The 16,781-nt window shown below is 57.7% G+C and carries 20 protein-coding genes and 1 pseudogene; 13 read left to right on the top strand and 8 right to left on the bottom strand.

What is annotated here, in order from left to right; genetic code table 11:
• Positions 1-394 precede the first annotated feature (394 nt).
• Positions 395-478: pseudogene (locus tag AC1DJO_RS19840) on the bottom strand (conjugal transfer protein TraH); the annotation flags it as partial.
• A 291-nt stretch (positions 479-769) separates the two neighbouring features.
• Positions 770-1,501, bottom strand: a complete 732-nt coding sequence (locus tag AC1DJO_RS19845; protein WP_477972596.1) for an SDR family NAD(P)-dependent oxidoreductase — start codon at positions 1,499-1,501, stop codon at positions 770-772.
• Between the two features lie 85 nt (positions 1,502-1,586).
• Here AC1DJO_RS19845 and AC1DJO_RS19850 point away from each other — a divergent pair, with 85 nt between their 5' ends.
• A complete protein-coding gene (locus AC1DJO_RS19850; RefSeq protein WP_112390491.1) occupies positions 1,587-1,976 on the top strand; it encodes a winged helix-turn-helix transcriptional regulator in 390 nt (129 codons plus the stop codon).
• Between the two features lie 123 nt (positions 1,977-2,099).
• Here AC1DJO_RS19850 and AC1DJO_RS19855 read toward each other — a convergent pair whose 3' ends face one another.
• Together AC1DJO_RS19855 and AC1DJO_RS19860 are read right to left on the bottom strand one after the other, a co-directional pair.
• On the bottom strand, positions 2,100-2,675 hold the full coding sequence (locus AC1DJO_RS19855; protein ID WP_112538316.1) for a flavodoxin family protein: 576 nt from the start codon (positions 2,673-2,675) through the stop codon (positions 2,100-2,102).
• Positions 2,676-2,780: 105 nt separating this feature from the next.
• Positions 2,781-3,128, bottom strand: coding sequence for a DoxX family protein (locus AC1DJO_RS19860; RefSeq protein WP_112538317.1), 348 nt, complete (start codon positions 3,126-3,128; stop codon positions 2,781-2,783).
• A gap of 134 nt (positions 3,129-3,262) precedes the next feature.
• Here AC1DJO_RS19860 and AC1DJO_RS19865 point away from each other — a divergent pair, with 134 nt between their 5' ends.
• Positions 3,263-3,835, top strand: coding sequence for a TetR/AcrR family transcriptional regulator (locus AC1DJO_RS19865; protein WP_112390494.1), 573 nt, complete (start codon positions 3,263-3,265; stop codon positions 3,833-3,835).
• A gap of 868 nt (positions 3,836-4,703) precedes the next feature.
• Here AC1DJO_RS19865 and AC1DJO_RS19870 read toward each other — a convergent pair.
• Entirely contained in the window at positions 4,704-5,045 is a 342-nt protein-coding gene (locus tag AC1DJO_RS19870; protein WP_112390497.1) for a hypothetical protein, read from the bottom strand.
• Between the two features lie 237 nt (positions 5,046-5,282).
• Between AC1DJO_RS19870 and AC1DJO_RS19875 the strand changes: the two genes are divergently transcribed.
• Complete coding sequence (locus tag AC1DJO_RS19875) at positions 5,283-6,008, top strand: Crp/Fnr family transcriptional regulator (protein WP_112390498.1); 726 nt, start codon at positions 5,283-5,285, stop codon at positions 6,006-6,008.
• 56 nt (positions 6,009-6,064) lie between these two features.
• Here AC1DJO_RS19875 and AC1DJO_RS19880 read toward each other — a convergent pair whose 3' ends face one another.
• The 3 genes from AC1DJO_RS19880 to AC1DJO_RS19890 all read right to left on the bottom strand — a co-directional run bounded on the left by AC1DJO_RS19880 (position 6,065) and on the right by AC1DJO_RS19890 (position 6,912).
• The gene (locus AC1DJO_RS19880; protein WP_112444226.1) at positions 6,065-6,265 is read right to left on the bottom strand and encodes a hypothetical protein; all 201 of its coding nucleotides are present in this window, start codon (positions 6,263-6,265) and stop codon (positions 6,065-6,067) included.
• 102 nt (positions 6,266-6,367) lie between these two features.
• Entirely contained in the window at positions 6,368-6,550 is a 183-nt protein-coding gene (locus AC1DJO_RS19885) for a hypothetical protein (protein ID WP_112598156.1), read from the bottom strand.
• A gap of 224 nt (positions 6,551-6,774) precedes the next feature.
• On the bottom strand, positions 6,775-6,912 hold the full coding sequence (locus tag AC1DJO_RS19890) for a hypothetical protein (RefSeq protein ID WP_162702750.1): 138 nt from the start codon (positions 6,910-6,912) through the stop codon (positions 6,775-6,777).
• Between the two features lie 1,003 nt (positions 6,913-7,915).
• Here AC1DJO_RS19890 and AC1DJO_RS19895 point away from each other — a divergent pair.
• From AC1DJO_RS19895 to AC1DJO_RS19940, 10 genes are all read left to right on the top strand, one after another.
• Positions 7,916-8,404: a hypothetical protein gene (locus AC1DJO_RS19895; protein ID WP_112517525.1), complete on the top strand. Its 489-nt coding sequence runs from the start codon at positions 7,916-7,918 to the stop codon at positions 8,402-8,404.
• 96 nt (positions 8,405-8,500) lie between these two features.
• On the top strand, positions 8,501-9,292 hold the full coding sequence (gene xth, locus AC1DJO_RS19900; RefSeq protein WP_477972600.1) for an exodeoxyribonuclease III: 792 nt from the start codon (positions 8,501-8,503) through the stop codon (positions 9,290-9,292).
• Positions 9,292-9,624 (top strand): hypothetical protein, encoded by a 333-nt coding sequence (locus AC1DJO_RS19905; RefSeq protein ID WP_112517526.1) that lies wholly within the window; start codon positions 9,292-9,294, stop codon positions 9,622-9,624. The genes xth and AC1DJO_RS19905 overlap by 1 nt, the downstream gene beginning before the upstream one ends.
• 97 nt (positions 9,625-9,721) lie before the next feature.
• On the top strand, positions 9,722-10,420 hold the full coding sequence (locus tag AC1DJO_RS19910; protein WP_112444222.1) for a DUF899 family protein: 699 nt from the start codon (positions 9,722-9,724) through the stop codon (positions 10,418-10,420).
• Between the two features lie 407 nt (positions 10,421-10,827).
• Complete coding sequence (locus AC1DJO_RS19915) at positions 10,828-11,814, top strand: DJ-1/PfpI family protein (RefSeq protein ID WP_112517527.1); 987 nt, start codon at positions 10,828-10,830, stop codon at positions 11,812-11,814.
• Positions 11,815-12,518: 704 nt separating this feature from the next.
• Positions 12,519-12,797, top strand: coding sequence for a hypothetical protein (locus AC1DJO_RS19920; protein ID WP_477972603.1), 279 nt, complete (start codon positions 12,519-12,521; stop codon positions 12,795-12,797).
• Positions 12,798-12,948: 151 nt separating this feature from the next.
• Complete coding sequence (locus AC1DJO_RS19925; protein WP_477972605.1) at positions 12,949-14,736, top strand: putative bifunctional diguanylate cyclase/phosphodiesterase; 1,788 nt, start codon at positions 12,949-12,951, stop codon at positions 14,734-14,736.
• Positions 14,737-14,750: 14 nt separating this feature from the next.
• The gene (locus AC1DJO_RS19930) at positions 14,751-15,173 is read left to right on the top strand and encodes a PilZ domain-containing protein (RefSeq protein ID WP_148194359.1); all 423 of its coding nucleotides are present in this window, start codon (positions 14,751-14,753) and stop codon (positions 15,171-15,173) included.
• Positions 15,174-15,677: 504 nt separating this feature from the next.
• Entirely contained in the window at positions 15,678-15,845 is a 168-nt protein-coding gene (locus AC1DJO_RS19935) for a hypothetical protein (protein ID WP_162698910.1), read from the top strand.
• A gap of 422 nt (positions 15,846-16,267) precedes the next feature.
• Positions 16,268-16,423 carry an entericidin domain-containing protein gene (locus tag AC1DJO_RS19940; RefSeq protein WP_112390507.1) on the top strand — a complete coding sequence of 52 codons (156 nt, stop codon included), beginning with the start codon at positions 16,268-16,270 and terminating at the stop codon, positions 16,421-16,423.
• Positions 16,424-16,781: the final 358 nt, after the last annotated feature.

Consider the following 16,781-nt stretch of genomic DNA (forward strand, 5'->3'; position numbering starts at 1 on the left):
CGGGCGTCCTGACACCGCCCGTCCTTCCGCTTGCTAGCGGCCTTGCGACCCGCTCCATGGCTGCGCTCTGAGGACGGCAGGCTTCAGTCTCAGACGGATGCACAGAGGCTCGCGTCGGGGCTTCGAATTCGAATGATCAGTCATACGGCCACTCTTAAATCAATGACCGTCCAATTTAAGGTGAAATGCCGTCTATCTTTAATCTAACAAACGTCCGATCTTGACTAACATCACTTTTGGCCCCCCGGATCCTCTTCAGATCGATGCGGATGCCGGCATCATCGGGCTTGATCGGCGTTCCTCCGGCATGTCGGAGGGTGCATTATCCTCGGCTTTGTCAGCATCTTCGGCGTCCACCTCCGAGCGCTGCGCGACCGGGCCCCGGATCCTCAGCTTAAAACACGCTCTCACCCTCGAACTTGCCGGTCCGCCAGGCGTGGATCGCGTCATCGAACAGCTGCGGGAACACGTCGCTCGTCGGATTTTCATATCACTTCGCGATGCGGAAGATCTTGGCGACATCGCGGCGCCCATCGGGCGGACTACCTTGCGAAATCACCAAAGATCAGACACGCCCAATTTGCTCCAGCGGACTACAGCGGTCGGGCGACAGGTTCACCTAATCGCCCAGTTTGATCGGGCGGCCGTAAAGACACGGCACACCGGAATGGCACATCGATATTCTGAAGGTGAAAAGCCGGAATTTTAATTGACGATGGAGGACGCTCCAGGCGGAGCTGGAACGTCCGAATTTGTTCAGTTAGAATTCCTACACTTGGCGCATGCCCCCGTCGACACACAGCTCAGCGCCGGCGATATAGCTCGCCTCGTCGCTCAGCAAGAACAGCGTTGCCGCTGCAATTTCAGCTGGACGTGCCATCCGTCTCAAGGGTATGGGCGCGATCAAGGCCTCGCGGACGTCCTCAGGCACCGCTGCCATCATCTCAGTATCAGTAGGCCCAGGAGCGACGACATTTACCCGTATACCCCTGCTGGCCAGTTCGGCCGTCCATGTCCTCGCATAGGATCGAAGCGCAGCTTTTGTCGCGGCGTACGTGCCGTAGGCCGGGATGCCAGCGACATCCGCGATTGAACCTATGAGCACGGCTGAGCTCCCTTCTTGCATTGCCGGCAAAGCTGCCTGTAAAGCGAAAACCGTCCCTCGTACGTTGACGTCGAAGTGACGGTCGAAATGTTCAACCGTTTCCTCGCTAATTTGGGCGGGCTCTGAAATTCCGGCGTTTAGGACGAGCGCATCGATACGTCCATTCGCCTGCTGAACTTGGGCCACGACGTTTACCATGTCTTCTGGAGAACTTGCGTTTGCCGCGATGCCCACTACCTTATCGCCGATTTCGGCGGCAGCCTTTTCGACATCTTCAATCCGACGGCTAGTGATGAAGACACTCGCTCCCTCGGCAGCCAGCCGGTTCGCGATCGCCAAACCAATTCCCTTTGCGCCGCCTACGACGAGCGCGACTTTGTCCTGCATACGGGCCATTATACGTCCTGCCTTCCTATTGATGGTCCGAAGATGATATACGTCGTAAATCTGATATCAATTACGCACCTTGAGTAGCTTAGATATGGACCAGTATACCGACCTCGAAACCCTTTCTCAGTGCGCTCTCAACAACATGACCGTTGTGCGTCCTGTTCTCGACAAGATCGCCGACAAGTGGACAATCTTGATCCTCACTGTGATCTGCCCGAAACCTTCGCGTTTCAACGAGATCAAACGGCGTCTGAACGGAATCACCCACAAGGCGCTTGCCGATGCATTGAAGCGGCTCGAGCGGAACGGCCTTGTGACAAGGACCGTATTGTCAACGCAACCGATCGGCGTCGAGTATGCGATTACGCCGCTTGGCCATTCGCTCCGCGAGCCGTTCGAAGCGCTTTGCGCATGGTCGCTCGAAAATGGGCCTCACATCGAGGCTGCGTCTGTACGCTACGACAAGGCGGCCAAGGGCTAAGCCACCTCGGCCGTTGAGATAGGCCGTCGGGTGTCGCCCAAGTGGCCATGGGAGTGGCTGCTCAAAACCCTACCGCGGATAGCGCGGAAGGGTACGGAGCTTTGCCAACTTTCTCGGTCGAACTCATCGAGTGGACATATACTGTCGCGCAATTCCAGCAACTCGCGCCCCGTATAGACGTGCGGTTTCAAGATCGCCGACCGACATCTCCTCGGGGGGCGCGTCGGCGTCAGATTGCGCCATCGGGCCGATATACGATCCCATCCGATTTACATCGTCTCGTAGCGACGCCTTGATGTTTGATGGCTTGATAGCCAGGCTGACCCAGGAACCACCGTGTTGCCCCGCCAGAAGAACGAAGTATTGCAGCGTGTTTAGCTTGTCACCGTTGAGGCTGGCGCTGTTCGTGAATCCACCGAAAATCTTGTCTTGCCATTTTGCGGAGAACCATGGCTTCGAAGATGCATCGGCGAATCTCTTAAACTGCCAGCTTGGTCCGCCCATGTAGGTCGGTGCGCCGAAAATGATGGCATCGGCCGCATCGAGCGCCGCCCATCCGTGTTCCGACAAGTTACCCTCGGCATCAATGGCGTGGAGCGCTGCTCCGGCTCCCTTGGCGACCGCCTCAGCCATGCGGTGGGTATGGCCGTAGCCAGAATGATAAACGACGACGATACTTGAAGGTGAGTGGATGGTCATGCCTGGCTCCTTTAGCCGTGCTTTTGCGCCTCGCCGACGGAAGTCGGCGCGGTTTCGAAGTGTTTCTGTTTGATGGTGGTTGAGGTTAAAGGCTTGTCGCCGAGGTTATGAGACCTGGACAGTAATCGCGATCATGAGCAGAAGTAGGAAGACTGCCGGCGCCAGGGTGTGACGGAAGTCACGTGCTCGGACGACAGCGAAGATTGCGGCGATCATAATGCATGATCCTAGCGCAGCGCCGATCGCAAATGTCGGACGGAGGACGAGGAGAATGGCTGTCGTGAATTCCAGCAAAGCGGTAACCCAGCACCACCACCATGGAAATCCGTACCGGACGAATTCATCGCGGATTGTCTTAAGGGCGGTGGCGTTGACGATGCTGCCCACGAGAAATGCCGCAGCGGCCGCGAGTGTCGCCGCATCGCCCGGTGAAAACGATATGAGGTAGGACATTTGGAAAGACCCTTCGGTTTAATCGCCCAGTTACTATAGCGATGAACTTAAATCTAGCGATGCTAGATTGTCAACCATTGCCCTGATTAATTAGGGTCACTAAAGTCTCTCGTGCATGGATCGAGGGCGAAAGAATGGGTATCAGCGAGCGAAAAGAGCGTGAGAGACTGGAACGGGAACAGCGGATCGTCGCCGCGGCGCGAACGCTAGCGCAACGTGATGGTTGGGCTTCCGTCACCGTACGACGCCTTGCACAAGAGATCGAATACAGTCAGCCGGTCCTGTACGCCCATTTTGAAAATCGCGACGCGATCGTCGGCGCGGTCGCGCTCGAGGGCTTTGCGGAGTTAGGCCCGACGTTGCGGGCCTCTGTCCGCGACGGCGCACCTCCGATAGACGCCCTCCGAGACGTTGCGACGGCCTATCTCGTATTCGCTTTCGAAAGGCCAGCTCTGTACGAAGCCATGTTCGTCCTGCCGAGTGGCCTTCGATTCGCCAAGTCCGATACGCCCAAAGTGCTGCGAGATACATTTGGCGCTATGATGGTCGTCGTGGAACCGTTTTGCTCTGACCCCGAGGTCGCGACAGAATATTTCTGGGCAGCTTTACACGGATTGGCAGAGCTTGAACGCCACGGTCGAATAAGGGCCTCGCACCGCGCCGAGCGGGTGAGGCTCATTGTTGCAATGTTTGCGACAGGTGACTGACCTTAACCCGCGGCTCCCGAGCGGAGCGAGGCGGGGAGCCTAACAGCTCGGCTATCGCCAAGAGGAGCTGTCATTCCCATACCCACGGCCAAACACATAACCAACCACGAATGCCAGTGCGCCCACGCCGAGAAAAAGACTGGTGGCTGTGTGCGGGTGATCGACCGCGCCCGCCGCGACGGCGCTCGTCTCCCGCTTCACGGCATCCAATGCGTCACTGGCGACCTTACGGACGCCGGTAGCAGGTTCTGACGGAGCCCCAGTGAATCCAACCTTTAGGTCTTCAGACATTTCAGTTCCTCCATGTTCGTGTCATGCAGGAACAGTTTGGCCGCCAGGATGTTCCCCGCTGTCAGTCGCTGGGTGTTCGTCGAGATTGGGAGCGGGCGGCGGCCCGTCCTTTGCCGAATGCCACCATAGAGCTGGACGTGCCCCGAACTCGGGCGGCGGACAACCCACATCCTTAGCCTCGCAGACTGTGATAGCCGCGCTTGTTCTTCGACGCCCAATTTTGACCAGCTGCTTGCGCCAGTCGCTTTCCGCGCAAGAACCACCAAGCTGATGCGCGGTCAAGCGCCTAGGCATCAATGTATTCCATGATCGCCCTCAGCTTGCCGTCCTCGACGGTAACGTCGAAAACCCAGATCAGCGAACGATTTGCTTGTGGAAATGAGTGGCAAAGAACATATCAGGAATCGCAGCGGCCACTTAATGAACGACTGGGGGTCGTACAGCGCCTGACGGTGCTCTCAATTTCGTTCTAGAGAGAAAGCCCCAGCAAAAACCGGAGCCTGCAATAGGGGATAGAGCGCTGACTGAAAGACGCAGTTCCAAGAGCATCGCAGCGCTCATGCCTAGCTTCGTTCCCTTACCGCCGGGTGATCTCCGGGCATCCGCGACGGTTGGCAAACTGCATGCGCTCCGGGCCGCGACGGGTATACCCCTGAATGACGATGCTTCGGGGCGTGACGCGCAGGATCTGCGCACGACGAAGGCCCTCACCACGGGCAATGTCAAGCGCGTCGTCCGGATCGCATCCTCGGTCTCGTCTGCGATCATATCGGTCATCGTCACGATTAGGGTCATAAATCCCGACACCGCCAGGTCCGACTCGCAATTCCATGTCCTGTGCCCCGGCGATAACCGGAGCAACCGTCAGGCCGCTCATTGCAGCGAGCCCGATCAGTATAAACTTGATGGTTCTGTGCATTTCGATGTTCTCCGTTTGATCATCTGAAACATTGGGAGAGAGTAATTGTTCCAGTGGGCAGGCGCAGCAGCGGCTGGAGCGCGAGCTTTCAGACATGAGGGCGAGGGCAGGCGGCCCATGTCGCCTCCTTAAGCATTGCTCTTTGTACGGTAAAAGACAGTCGGTTGTTCTGTATTTTCAAGTCATTAGGTTCCCTTGCATCGAGTCGGATTCACTCCGAACGCTGTGGGGATGAGAATGCCGACTGACGAGCGTCAATACCGGAACGAATTGCTAAAAAGCCTCGACACAAGCGACCTCACGCTTCTCGCTCCCCATCTCGAATTCGTGACGCTGGACATTCCCTATCAGATCGAAAAAGCCCACGCGCCGGTCGATTACGTCGTCTTTTTGGAATCAGGACTGGCGTCGATCGTCGCCAGACTACCGGGCGGGCGGGATATAGACGTGGGGATTGCCGGGCGTGAAGGCATGACCGGTGCTGCGATTGTGCTTGGTGGCGAGCAATCGCCGAATACGACCTTCATGCAGGTATCAGGTACTGGGTATCGTATCACATCCACAAAGCTACAGGAGGTTATCGATACCAGTGCAACGCTGCGCGGTAAACTGCTTGCCTACATTCAGGCATTTCTGGCGCAAATGTCCTCGACCGTCCTTGCCAACGCCCATGCCAAGCTTGAGGAGCGTCTCGCGCGCTGGCTTCTCATGGTTCACGACAGGATGGATGGCAACGCGATTTCGCTAACCCATGAATTTCTGGCGATCATGCTCGGCGTGCGGCGCCCCGGGGTTACGGTTGCGGTTCATATCCTGGAGGGCAAGGGGTTCATCCGCGCTAATCGCGGCAAGATTATTGTCGTCAACCGGCTTGGCCTGATGGACGAAGCCAAAGGCTCCTACGGAGCAGCGGAGGATGAATATCATCGGCTCATGGGTGTGAAAATTCGCAAGACGTCCTAGCGTCCCCAATCATTTCTGAAGATACCATGCCGGAGACGAAAGCCCGGGCGACAAAATCAGTAACTCTCGTCTTCACCGGGCTGCACGTCCACCGCCGGCCCGGTTTTCTCCGGAAGTCGTCCAGGGCCGATGCGCGGCGCCAATCCTATGTCCTCAAGCATCTGGGCCTTTTCAGCTTGCGAGAATTCCTCCATGGCGCTGATAAGCTCTTTACGCCCGCCGCGGCGATAGATTTCAGTCAGCTCACTTAACTTCATGTGTATCTCGCAAATGGGTTCTGTTCGCGCGCTATAATCAACCCTGGAGGCAAATGTTCCGTGATGGCGTGCGGATTACCTCCACGCCCGTCCGATGTTCCATCAAAGCATTTCGCGGGCGAAGAAAGCTGCAACGGTCGAAATCGGGATCGTGATGATGCTGATCAACCCCCAGAGCGCGAACCCTGAACTTGGTCCGTTGAAACAGAAGGCGTTCAGAAGCGCGTTCCAACGAATTATCCAGGGCAACGATAGTCCAATCGAAATTCCAATCAGCCATACCATCACATGTCCTCCTCCAGGAGCCCGATGACAAAGGGCCGAGGAGAGGAATTCGTTCCAGCATCGCGCGAGCGAATGATCTAAAAAGCTCGCCACGACATACAGGTACGTCCCACGAAATGCTCCCGGGTGGTCCGCCAGGTCGCATCAGCGCGGATAATTAATCACAAAAGATGAACGGCGTCGCGTGACGCAAGCGTGACAACAGCACCAAAACAGGTTCCTGCTCACTCCTCGTCTTGCAGATATTCAACCTCTTGCTCGACGTTGATGAAGAACTCATCGATCATCCACATCCCAGCGAAGGTGAAGAGCATGATGGCGACGATCCAAGATAATCGTAGGCGAGACGGCAGCGTTTCCATTGTCTGAGCATGCTAAAGGTCGCACTTTCTCACAATTTGCCAATATGGATTACGCCTGCACAGCTACACTGCAGGATGATTATCTCTCCCGTTCAAATGACGGCGAGCCGTTTTCGCTTTTCCGCGAAAAACGACTCTCCGCGCTGGGGGCCAGTCGCGAGAGTAGCTCGCGGATCTCCGGTGGTTGGACGGCTGGAACACGGACTGCGACCAACAGGCGGGTGGTTCGAAAGATGGGGTATTCCAGTCCGATGCGGCGACCATCGCCTCCGCGGACATCGGCCAATATCTGAGGAGGGCCGGTCCAGCTTCACCCAAGGTTCGCTCGTGCGAGCTGGTGGACGAACATTTCGACTACCTCCCAACGGTCATCCGTGAGACGCTTGCGAAGGCGACCGGCCGGTGGAAGACGGAATGAGCCAGAGCCATTCGATCGATGATCTTGATCAGCCCCAGAGCCTGCCGGGCAGCCGGTAACAGCAGCGTCAACGAGCTCGGGCCTCTGTAACGCCGGACGCGCGCTACCTCGTGGTGTGCGGCCGATTTTGCGGAACTGACCTGCCCTGAAGGTCAAACGTCATTGTTGGGCTCTCCTCGTTTCGCCTTCATGCGCCTCGCTACTAGAGATGGGGATTGCTTGCTTTGTCTTTCTCGTCGAGAATCTGCGGGCGCAAACTGGTGTGCTCTGCTCAAACCCCGACGGAGATCGTGTCGAAGTCGGCGGTCGGAAGACGCCCGGCCGCCATCTCCTAAGTGGCGTTCGCGCCTCTTCCAACGCGGCCCTGTTCCGTTTCGAACACGTAGCTCGCCCCCCGGACCGGACGCATTGGTGGTCGGGTGTTAGGAAATGATAGGTCGGCTGGTTCGTGTCGTCTGTGCGTATGCAGGATCGGCGGCGAAGGACTGGTTTAGCACCACCAGGTCAACGATGAGATAAAGTTTGTTAGGCGCGATGGAACTTAGGGACGACGCCGGACTTCCTTCCCCACAAAGGAGAACGGAAATGCCAGACCCTAAAAATTCCCCCGCGGTACGATCGATGGAAATCGAGCAGGAAGCCCAGCGCAAACGAGCTTCGAAGGGCGATCTCGAGACTGGGCTTGAAGACACCTTCCCCGCGTCGGATCCGGTTTCCGCCACGCACACCACAGTGCCCTCCGGTCGAACAGACACTGACGCTGCCGACCGCGTGAGGCAGAAGCCGGAAGGTGAGGATGACTATGCGCTGGTCGACCAGGCGCTCCGATCGACGGGCGAAGGTCGTCCTGCGTTCGACGGTGTCCGCGCCGGGAGAGATGGCGTTCGCGCTCTTGGACGGGACGTTGATCGCCTGGGCGACACCGCAAGCGAAATCGCCTCGGGAGCCAAGTCGCTCGCCAAGTCCGAAGTCCGCGGTTACGTGCAGGACATCGAGGCGCGGATCCGCGAGCGTCCCATCGCGGCGGTCGCAATCGTCGCTGCGCTCGCCTTCGTATTCGGAGCGACGCGCTGACGAAGCCGACCCACTCGATGAGACTATAGTCGGCACTGGTCGACGATCTGCCGATGTTCACCGGACAGGCTCAAACGCTCTATCGGGGGAATTTTTTTGAAAATTGCCACGTACAATGTGAACGGCGTCTTGGGCCGATTGCMTGTCCTCCTAAAATGGCTGAAGGAGGACAGGCCCGACGTTGTCTGCCTTCAGGAACTGAAGACCGCCGATGATAAATTCCCACGAGAGGAGCTTGAGAAAGCCGGGTACGGCGCGGTTTGGAACGGGCAGAAGAGCTGGAATGGCGTCGCGATCCTGACGCGAGGTCAGAAGCCCCATCTTACCAGAAAGGGGCTGCCCGGCGATCCGAGCGACGCGCACAGCCGCTATATCGAAGCCGCCGTCGACGGCATCCTCATCGGGGCGCTCTATCTGCCGAACGGGAATCCCGCCCCCGGCCCAAAGTGGGACTACAAACTCGCGTGGTTTCGACGACTTCAGGAATACGCCGCGGAGCTGCTCGAACTGGAGGTGCCAGTCGTGCTGGCCGGTGACTACAACGTCATGCCGGCGGATATCGACGTCTACAAGCCGGAGCGGTGGCTGGACGACGCGCTGTTCCGGCCGGAAGTCCGCCGGGCCTATGCGGATCTCGTAGCACAGGGGTGGACCGATGCCGTCCGGCATCTGCATCCGCACGAGCGCATCTACACCTTCTGGAAATACTGGAGGAACTCGTTCGAGCGCGACGCCGGCTTGCGGATCGACCACTTCCTGCTCAGCCCGGCCATCGCCTCGTCACTCCAATCGGCAGAAGTGCGCAGGAAGCCTCGGGGCTGGGAACACACGAGCGATCATGCGCCCGTCATGATCGAGCTTGATTTGGCAGCCCTGGTGCACGGCTGATGGCAGCGCAGAACACACCTCTACAGACACCCGACGGCCGATACATCATTGTGCGCGGCCGGCTCTGGCGAAAGACGAACCCAAGCCTTCCCGAAGAAACGCGCACTCGCTTGGTGGCGGAGCTGATGGCTGCTCGAAGGGCGGTAAAGGAAGCCGGCGACGACGATATGCGGCTGCGTGCGGTGCGCAAGGCGATCGATGCTGCGAAGATTGCGCTCGGCGAGCGGGGGCCGGTGTGGTGGGATGACGGCACGCCTGATCTCAATCGTCACATGGCAAAGACGACGTCTTATGCGGCTTGGCATCGACGAATGACAGGCGGCCGTCAATAACGGTCGAAAAAATCGGATCGACCTTGTCGGCAACGGCCCCCTTCATACGTCTAGTTATCATGTCACGTGAATAAGCGGAGCAAGGGAGAGACATGATATGAGCGAGTTAAGGTCCGCAACGGAACTGGCAGCGAAGCGCGTCAGCAGATTTCCGAACGAAACCGCCGAATACGCCGCGGCGAGAACGGCTCTCCTTGCGGAAGAGATCGAAGCCCGGCGATATCTTACCAAACTGGCAGAACAGCGCATGCGGCTTCCTCCTGGCCCTGTCGTCGAGAAAGACTATCGTTTCAAGGACGAAAATGGCCGCGAGCTGGCTTTGGCCGACCTGTTCGGAAAGCATCACACCTTGGTGACCTATTTTTGGATGTTCGGTCCGCAGCGCGAGAGGCCTTGCCCCATGTGCACGAACTTCCTAGGCGGCGCGAATGGGAACGGCGCCGACGTGAAGCAACGGGTTGCGTTCAAGATCCTTGGGCGCAGCCCGGTCGAGAGGCAGCGGGCGTTTGCGATGGAGCGCGGCTGGCACGACCTCGATTTCATAGAGACCGTCGGCGACGATTATGCCAGAGACCTCGGACTGCTCGACGACAAGGGCTATGAGTACCCGGCATTCACCGTTTACCAGAAGGACGGAAACACGGTTCGCGTTTTTTACAACGGCGAGATGCCTGCCGATGCCGCTGATCCCGGGCAGGATCCGCGAGGCGCTGTCGATATCGCACCCCTGTGGAATATACTGGACATGACGCCGGCCGGACGCGGCACGGACTGGTACCCGAAGCTCAACTATTGATCTGGCGGCTTCGACAGTCGGCGTAGGTGGCGCCGCCACGCCGGCGCGCCGGTGGACTAGCTGCCAGAGCGTCCGTCGTTGAAAGAGCAGGTCTTCTTTCGATATGCGCGCTTCCCTCAAAAGAGATCTTCAAGCTCCTCCAATCAGGCAAAGTCGGAAGCTGTCAAATTGCGATGGGGGCCGGTCAGTTGGCTGCGAGGCGCGAAAGGCCGCCGGGACCGCAGTCGGCCATTGTGGACCTCTTCCTCGCAAATGTCAGAGATGGACCGTCTCTCCGTTGGCAATCACTCGATGCGTTTGACTTTGACGACCTGGCGGCACTGTGCGACTGTCGTTGGCCAGGACCGGCGTCGACGCAAAAATGCTCGTCGAGAGATTTGAGTCCTCGCGCGGCGAAAGATATCCCCATGCGGATTGTCATTTTCGTGCCCACGGACGTGCATTCACTGGAACTTGCCGGGCTCATGGACGTGTTCGCCGAAGCAAACGCCCGTGTTGGCAAGAACTTCTATGACGTTGCCGTCACAGCAGAAGAAGCTGGCTCGATCCGTTGCGCATCAGGGCTCAGGGTTCTCCCCGATTGCACTTTCGATGCGTATCCAGATGACCCAGACACGTTGCTCGTAGCCGGGAGCGCCGGCGTTCCCCGTTCCCCGGGCAGACAGGTTATCGACTGGTTGACCAATACCGTCCCCGAGACCCGGCGCTACGGCTCCGTATGCACAGGGGCATTCCTGCTCGGCGAAGCCGGTTTACTCGCAGGCCGACGTGTCACCACTCACTGGCAGTTCGCGTCCTTGCTTGGCGAGCGCTTCCCTGAGGCGCAGGTGGAAAGCGATCGTGTTTTTGTCCGAGACGGTGCGATGATCACGTCGGCCGGGTCCAGCGCCGCAATCGATCTCGGGCTTTCTCTCGTTGAAGAGGACCTCGGCCGCGAGGTGGCGCTTTACGTTGCCCGGCGGCTTGTCGTGTTCCTGAAGCGACCAGGTGACCAATCGCAGTTCAGCGTGCATTTGGCGGCGCAGGCAAGCGACCGCAGCCGTCTACACAAAGTCCAGGAATACATTCTGAACCATGCTACAGCGGACCTTTCGGTCACCGCCTTGGCGAAAATCGCGGCGATGAGCGCACGGAACTTCACGCGCGTCTTTTCGCAGGAGGTTGGGATAACGCCATCCGACTATGTCGACCTGACGCGTATCGATGTCGCACGCTTCCTCTTAGAAGGGAGCCGGCTGTCGATCACGTTGATCGCAGAAAGATGCGGTTTTGGATCGGCAAGTGCGATGCGCCGCGCCTTCCTATCGCATGTCGGAGTGACGCCGTCTGATTACCGCGATCGCTTCCGAACGTCTGGCGAAGGAGCAAGATCGAGTTTGTCCGAAAACGGCTGATGGTTGTCCTGGAACCGCCTCGGCTGCGGGTTGCCCCAGCTGGGGTCGGAGTCAATGTTTATGTCATGGCAGACATTGAGAAGCTCCAACAGGTGGACTTTATAAAGCGCGCGCCGGGCCTTGCGTCCATTTCCTCAAGTGCGTGGTGTCCGTGAGCGGCGGCAGGCAAATGTTCGGCACTAAAAAGAGGCCCGCCGGGCTGCACCCGCTCGTGCTAGTTGCTCCGCAACTTCGCCATCCCAGCAACCTTCGCGTCCACGCTACACAATTCGGATCACAAACAATCCTCTTTTGTCGTCACCGCTTGGGGCTTCGCCGAAAGGGTATTGGAGGTGACGTCACTTTGATACACGTGACGAAGCTTCTCAACGCTCTCAAGGGTCTGCCAACCCTGATCGCGCGAGTGGCATCCCACCCAGCCGACGCGAACGGAAGTGCTTTGAGTGGTGCGCAGGGGCAAGACCCCCACTGGACGAAGCTGTCGGCGCACAGTCGATAGCTATGTTCGGACGGCCATAAGAAGCTTGGAGCGTTACAACGCATGCAGGCTGTGGCGAGGACGTTTTGCTTCGACGTCACCTGATGTTTCGTCCCGCCAATCGGCGCGATCTCCGATCGGCGTTACTGTTCTAGTCCCGGCGACCCCGTGGTTCGCGCGTTGGCGATCTACCACCGGAAAACCCTGCCGATGAATATGTCTGCGAATGAGCCGCGGTGCGACTGAAAGCCTTCATGCCGCGCCGTTCGGACCCGTCGTGGTGCCACGGCATCTCGAGTGGGAGCTCGAGCCTGGGATTTTACCAGTAAATCTCGGTAAACAGCCGCCGTGGGAGGTTTTGGCGCAACGCCGCAATTTCGATTGCGATGGTGTCGCGCTGTGGGACGTCGCGGGCTCTCTTTTTGAAGAGCCGGCTGTCAATCATATCGATCGCATAAGAAGTGGTTTTGGATTGCAACAAGCGATGCGCTCGCCTTCGTTTTGAGTGTCGGATTGACACCGTCTGACCACAGGGATCGCCTCCGGACATCTGGCGAAGGTGCAAGACCGAGTTTGTCCGAAAGCGGTCGATGGTTGTCCTGAGACGGCCCCGGCTGCACGTTGCCCCGCCTCGGGTCACAGTCCATGTTTCTGTCATGGAAGAAGTTGAGAAACTCAAACAGCCGGACTTCATGAGGCGTGCGCGGGGCACGGCCGACAATGGGCCTCTGAGCGCTGACGCCGTCAGGTCCATTCTTCCGACACTTGTCGAGGAAATGACGGACGGGATCGCCATCGCAAAGCGTTTAGGTGCCAATTCGCCGTTGCTCTACGTAAACAGGGCCTTCGAACATCTGACTGGATACTCTCGAACCGAGGTTATCGGCAAAGACTGCCGCTACCTGCAAGGCAATGAGCGTGAGCAACCCGAGATCGCTCGCATTCGCGCTGCGATCGGGGCGGCCGAGCCAGTGGACGAAACGTTGCAAAACTATCGAAAGGACGGTTCGGCCTTCTGGAATAGTCTTAGTCTTAGGCCCGCCTGGGTTGGGGACGAACTGTTCTACGTCGGAATACTGCGTGATGTATCAGCGCTTCGCCAAGCGCATATAGCGCTGGATCGTGTCGCAAACCTCGACGGGACCACGGGCTGCTTGAACCGTCAATCATTTATCCAAGCTGCTGAGGGACGCTACGCAACCAATGCCGAGACGATCCTTCTGGTTGTGAAGCTGGATGTTGTCAGCTTTCATGATCTCAACACCGGATACGGTTTCGACGTCGGGGATGCTCTGCTCTGTGAAACCGGGCGGCGGCTGCGTGACATGGGCGCTGCACTAGTGGGTCGGATGGGCGCGAACGAGTTCGCCCTCGCCTTCGAGCTCCAGGATGAACCAAGTGCAGACCCGACGGTAAAGCTGGTTTCCGCGTCGCTCGCAGCGGACTTCGTGGTGGCAGGTGCCAGTGTCTCACTGCGCTTCTCCATCGGATATGCCGTAGGCAGGCCAGTGGGCAGTGCCATTTCATTGATCCGGAACGCCGGTACTGCTCTTCGGGCAGCCAAATCTGATCCGTTGGGTGGTCCGCGGCGGTTTCGCGAGTCCGACCACGAGCAAGCCAGCCGACGCGTCAGGATGACACGCGAGTTGAAGGTCGCGGTCGCGAACGACGAATTCGTGTATCACCTCCAGCCCCAGGTAGACCTAATCACCGGTGAGTGGCTCGGCGCGGAAGCCTTGATTCGCTGGAACCATCCCCTGTTCGGCAGCCAACTCCCCGGCGGCTTCATTGAGACCGCTGAGCGATCAGGTCTGTTACTTGATCTGACCGAACGCAGCCTGACCACCGTTGCGACGTTCGCCCGGCGGATCAACGCGCACCGCGACAAGGCACTTCGCTTTTCCGTGAACGTGTCGGCCGGGGAATTTCTCCAGCATGACATGGCTGAAATGCTGAACCGCGTCCTGCATCTGACCAGTGCTGAACCGGAGTGGCTGACCCTCGAGATTACCGAAAGCATGTTCCTTAGCGATACGCCCGGCGTCATGGACGCATTCCAGCAGCTGCGACAGATTGGAGTCGGTCTCTCAGTTGACGACTTTGGCACTGGCTATTCGAACCTGCGCTCCCTTGAGACGTTCCCAGTTACCGAAATCAAGATAGACCGAACGTTTGTCAGCGAACTCGCAACCAGACCCGCCAGGCGGGTGATCGTCCGCGCTGTTATCGAGCTGGGACGCGCCCTTGGCCTGACGGTGGTCGCGGAGGGCGTGGAGACGGAAGTACAGCGTGCAACGCTTGGCGAAATGGGCTGTCGGGTCGGCCAAGGCTACCTATTCGGAATCCCAACCGACGCAGAAAGCTTCGCAATTAACCTGGCACGGATGGGGAGCGAAGCAATGGACGCACCTGCACGTGCGTTACCAGTATCTGTCCATAAATGAATTGGATTCTGGACATGAACAGGCATTACTTAACAAAGATTGCTCCAGTAGATGCCAGAAAACACAAGCGCTTCAAATGCAAAGCCGCTGTGCGGCTTGCTTACAAAAAAACGCTCAAGCAGCCGATTTCATCGTGTCGTGCCGTTATGTTGGAGGTCTCGCAGGGAGGAGCGCTAATCAGCGTCTCTGCAGAAATACCTGAACACTTTTACATCGTGATTGGCAACTTCGAGTACTCCATCGGTTGTGCCGTAAAACGAAGAGAAGAGAGTCTTCTCGCAGTCGAGTTCATAAAGGAACAACCTCGACACATTGTTGAAGCCTTCGCTCTCCTGAGATTTCCGCTGGCACCGTTATTCAGTTTGAAGGGCCTTTTGCGAAATGAGCTGGTACAACCAGTTGGTAGCGCTCTGCAGTGGGAGTCGCCGGCTGAATAATCTTGATGTTCTCGGATCGGGGTATAGTCGACACTGCGATCATTGCCCAATGAAAAGGAAAGTCTGAGAGCTTTCCGACAGCGGCGGCTACGGCGCTCGGGCGACGATCTCCATCGAAGTCCGTTGGCCGGAAAGAGGACCAGGTGACCTGCCAAGGACGCTGCAACCTCACGGCGGTGGCAATCATTGCGGCGTATGTCTTGCTCCGGTTTGCCGCGTTCGCTTTCAATCTGGACCTATCGCCCATAGCCTGCCTCCTGCTCGGCATGGCTCTGTAAGCCAGAGGACGACCGCAATGCTGATGATCCGCTCAACACGCCGATCGAAATGATTGCCATCAATATGCGTAAGGCAATCGGACAAGTAAATTGTGTTCTTGGCCGGTCACAGCCTATTCAACCCCGAAACACATTAACGACCGGAAAACGCGTCTTGATAGAGGAAGTACTGGAACCAGACGGGTGCGATGCGGGTTTATCGCCACCAACAGAATGGAAGACCCACATGAGCGATAAAGAGCAGGCGCCGATGGTGACGTTTAACAGGATCGATAAGAGTGCCTACTTCTCGTTCAACGGGCGACGGTATGAACTGCAGGGGAAGTACAACAGCCTCGATGACGCTCGACAAGTAGCGGAGAAGCAGTGCCGCGCCATGGGCTGGAACGGTTAATTCAAAATTAACCAAAGCCGAGCATGCTTTGTGCTCTTTCCCCCAGGAAGTAGCTGGTATCTATCGGCCGCGCTCCCCAATGAGTGCGGCCTTCTTTTTGTGCGCTAACCGAGTAAATGAACGTGATACGCAATATCCGAGAGAACACGACCATTCTCGAAGTCGTCTTCACCCACGAGGGCGTCGAGCGATATGTCCATAAACTTGCGGTATTGTCTGCAAGATCTGTTGGAGCCGGCATCGCAAAGGCAGTCCAACAGTTCCAAAAAGAATGTCCCGGTGTCGCGCTTACTGATGGCGTCACCATCGCGCTTCGAAATGCGGACTTATCGTGAACTTCTTAAGCTGGTAAAAGACGGCCGATCCGGAACTTCGAGCGGTTTGCGAAGTTAGTGTTTCCTTAGGCGCAAAGGAAACCTCACATGAAAATCATAACTGCAATTGCCGCTGCAACGCTGTTGACTGTGGCGCTCTCTAGCTGCGGCAACACAATCCGCGGCATGGGCAAAGACACCGCCAATACGGTGGACGCTACACAGAACGCTGGCCACCGAGTGAACCGCGCAGCCTCGAACTAAGTGAGGCACAGATAGGGGGTGGGATTTATTCTGCACTCGCTACGCCTTTTGGCTGAATTGCATTAACCGCGGATCTATTTATTCATTACTTGGTCGGGGTAGTAGAATAAGATGATCGAAACCCCTATATGCCAAAAGCCCGTCGCACCGGAATGCGACGGGCTTTTTTTGTCTAGGCCAGTTTGATGGCCGTATGTCTTTGCTTCCGCCATTTCCTCAACGAAGTGATCGCCAAGGCATCGGGAACGGGGCGAGTGAAGCGCCGGCCAGCCGATCTTTACGCACGTGGCCGTAGCTGCGTGCGGGTTCAGTCAGGTGGCCTGAAACGATCCAGCGCGAAAACGCCGACGCAACGCCG

It is taken from the genome of Rhizobium sp. 05N430 (assembly GCF_056396985.1).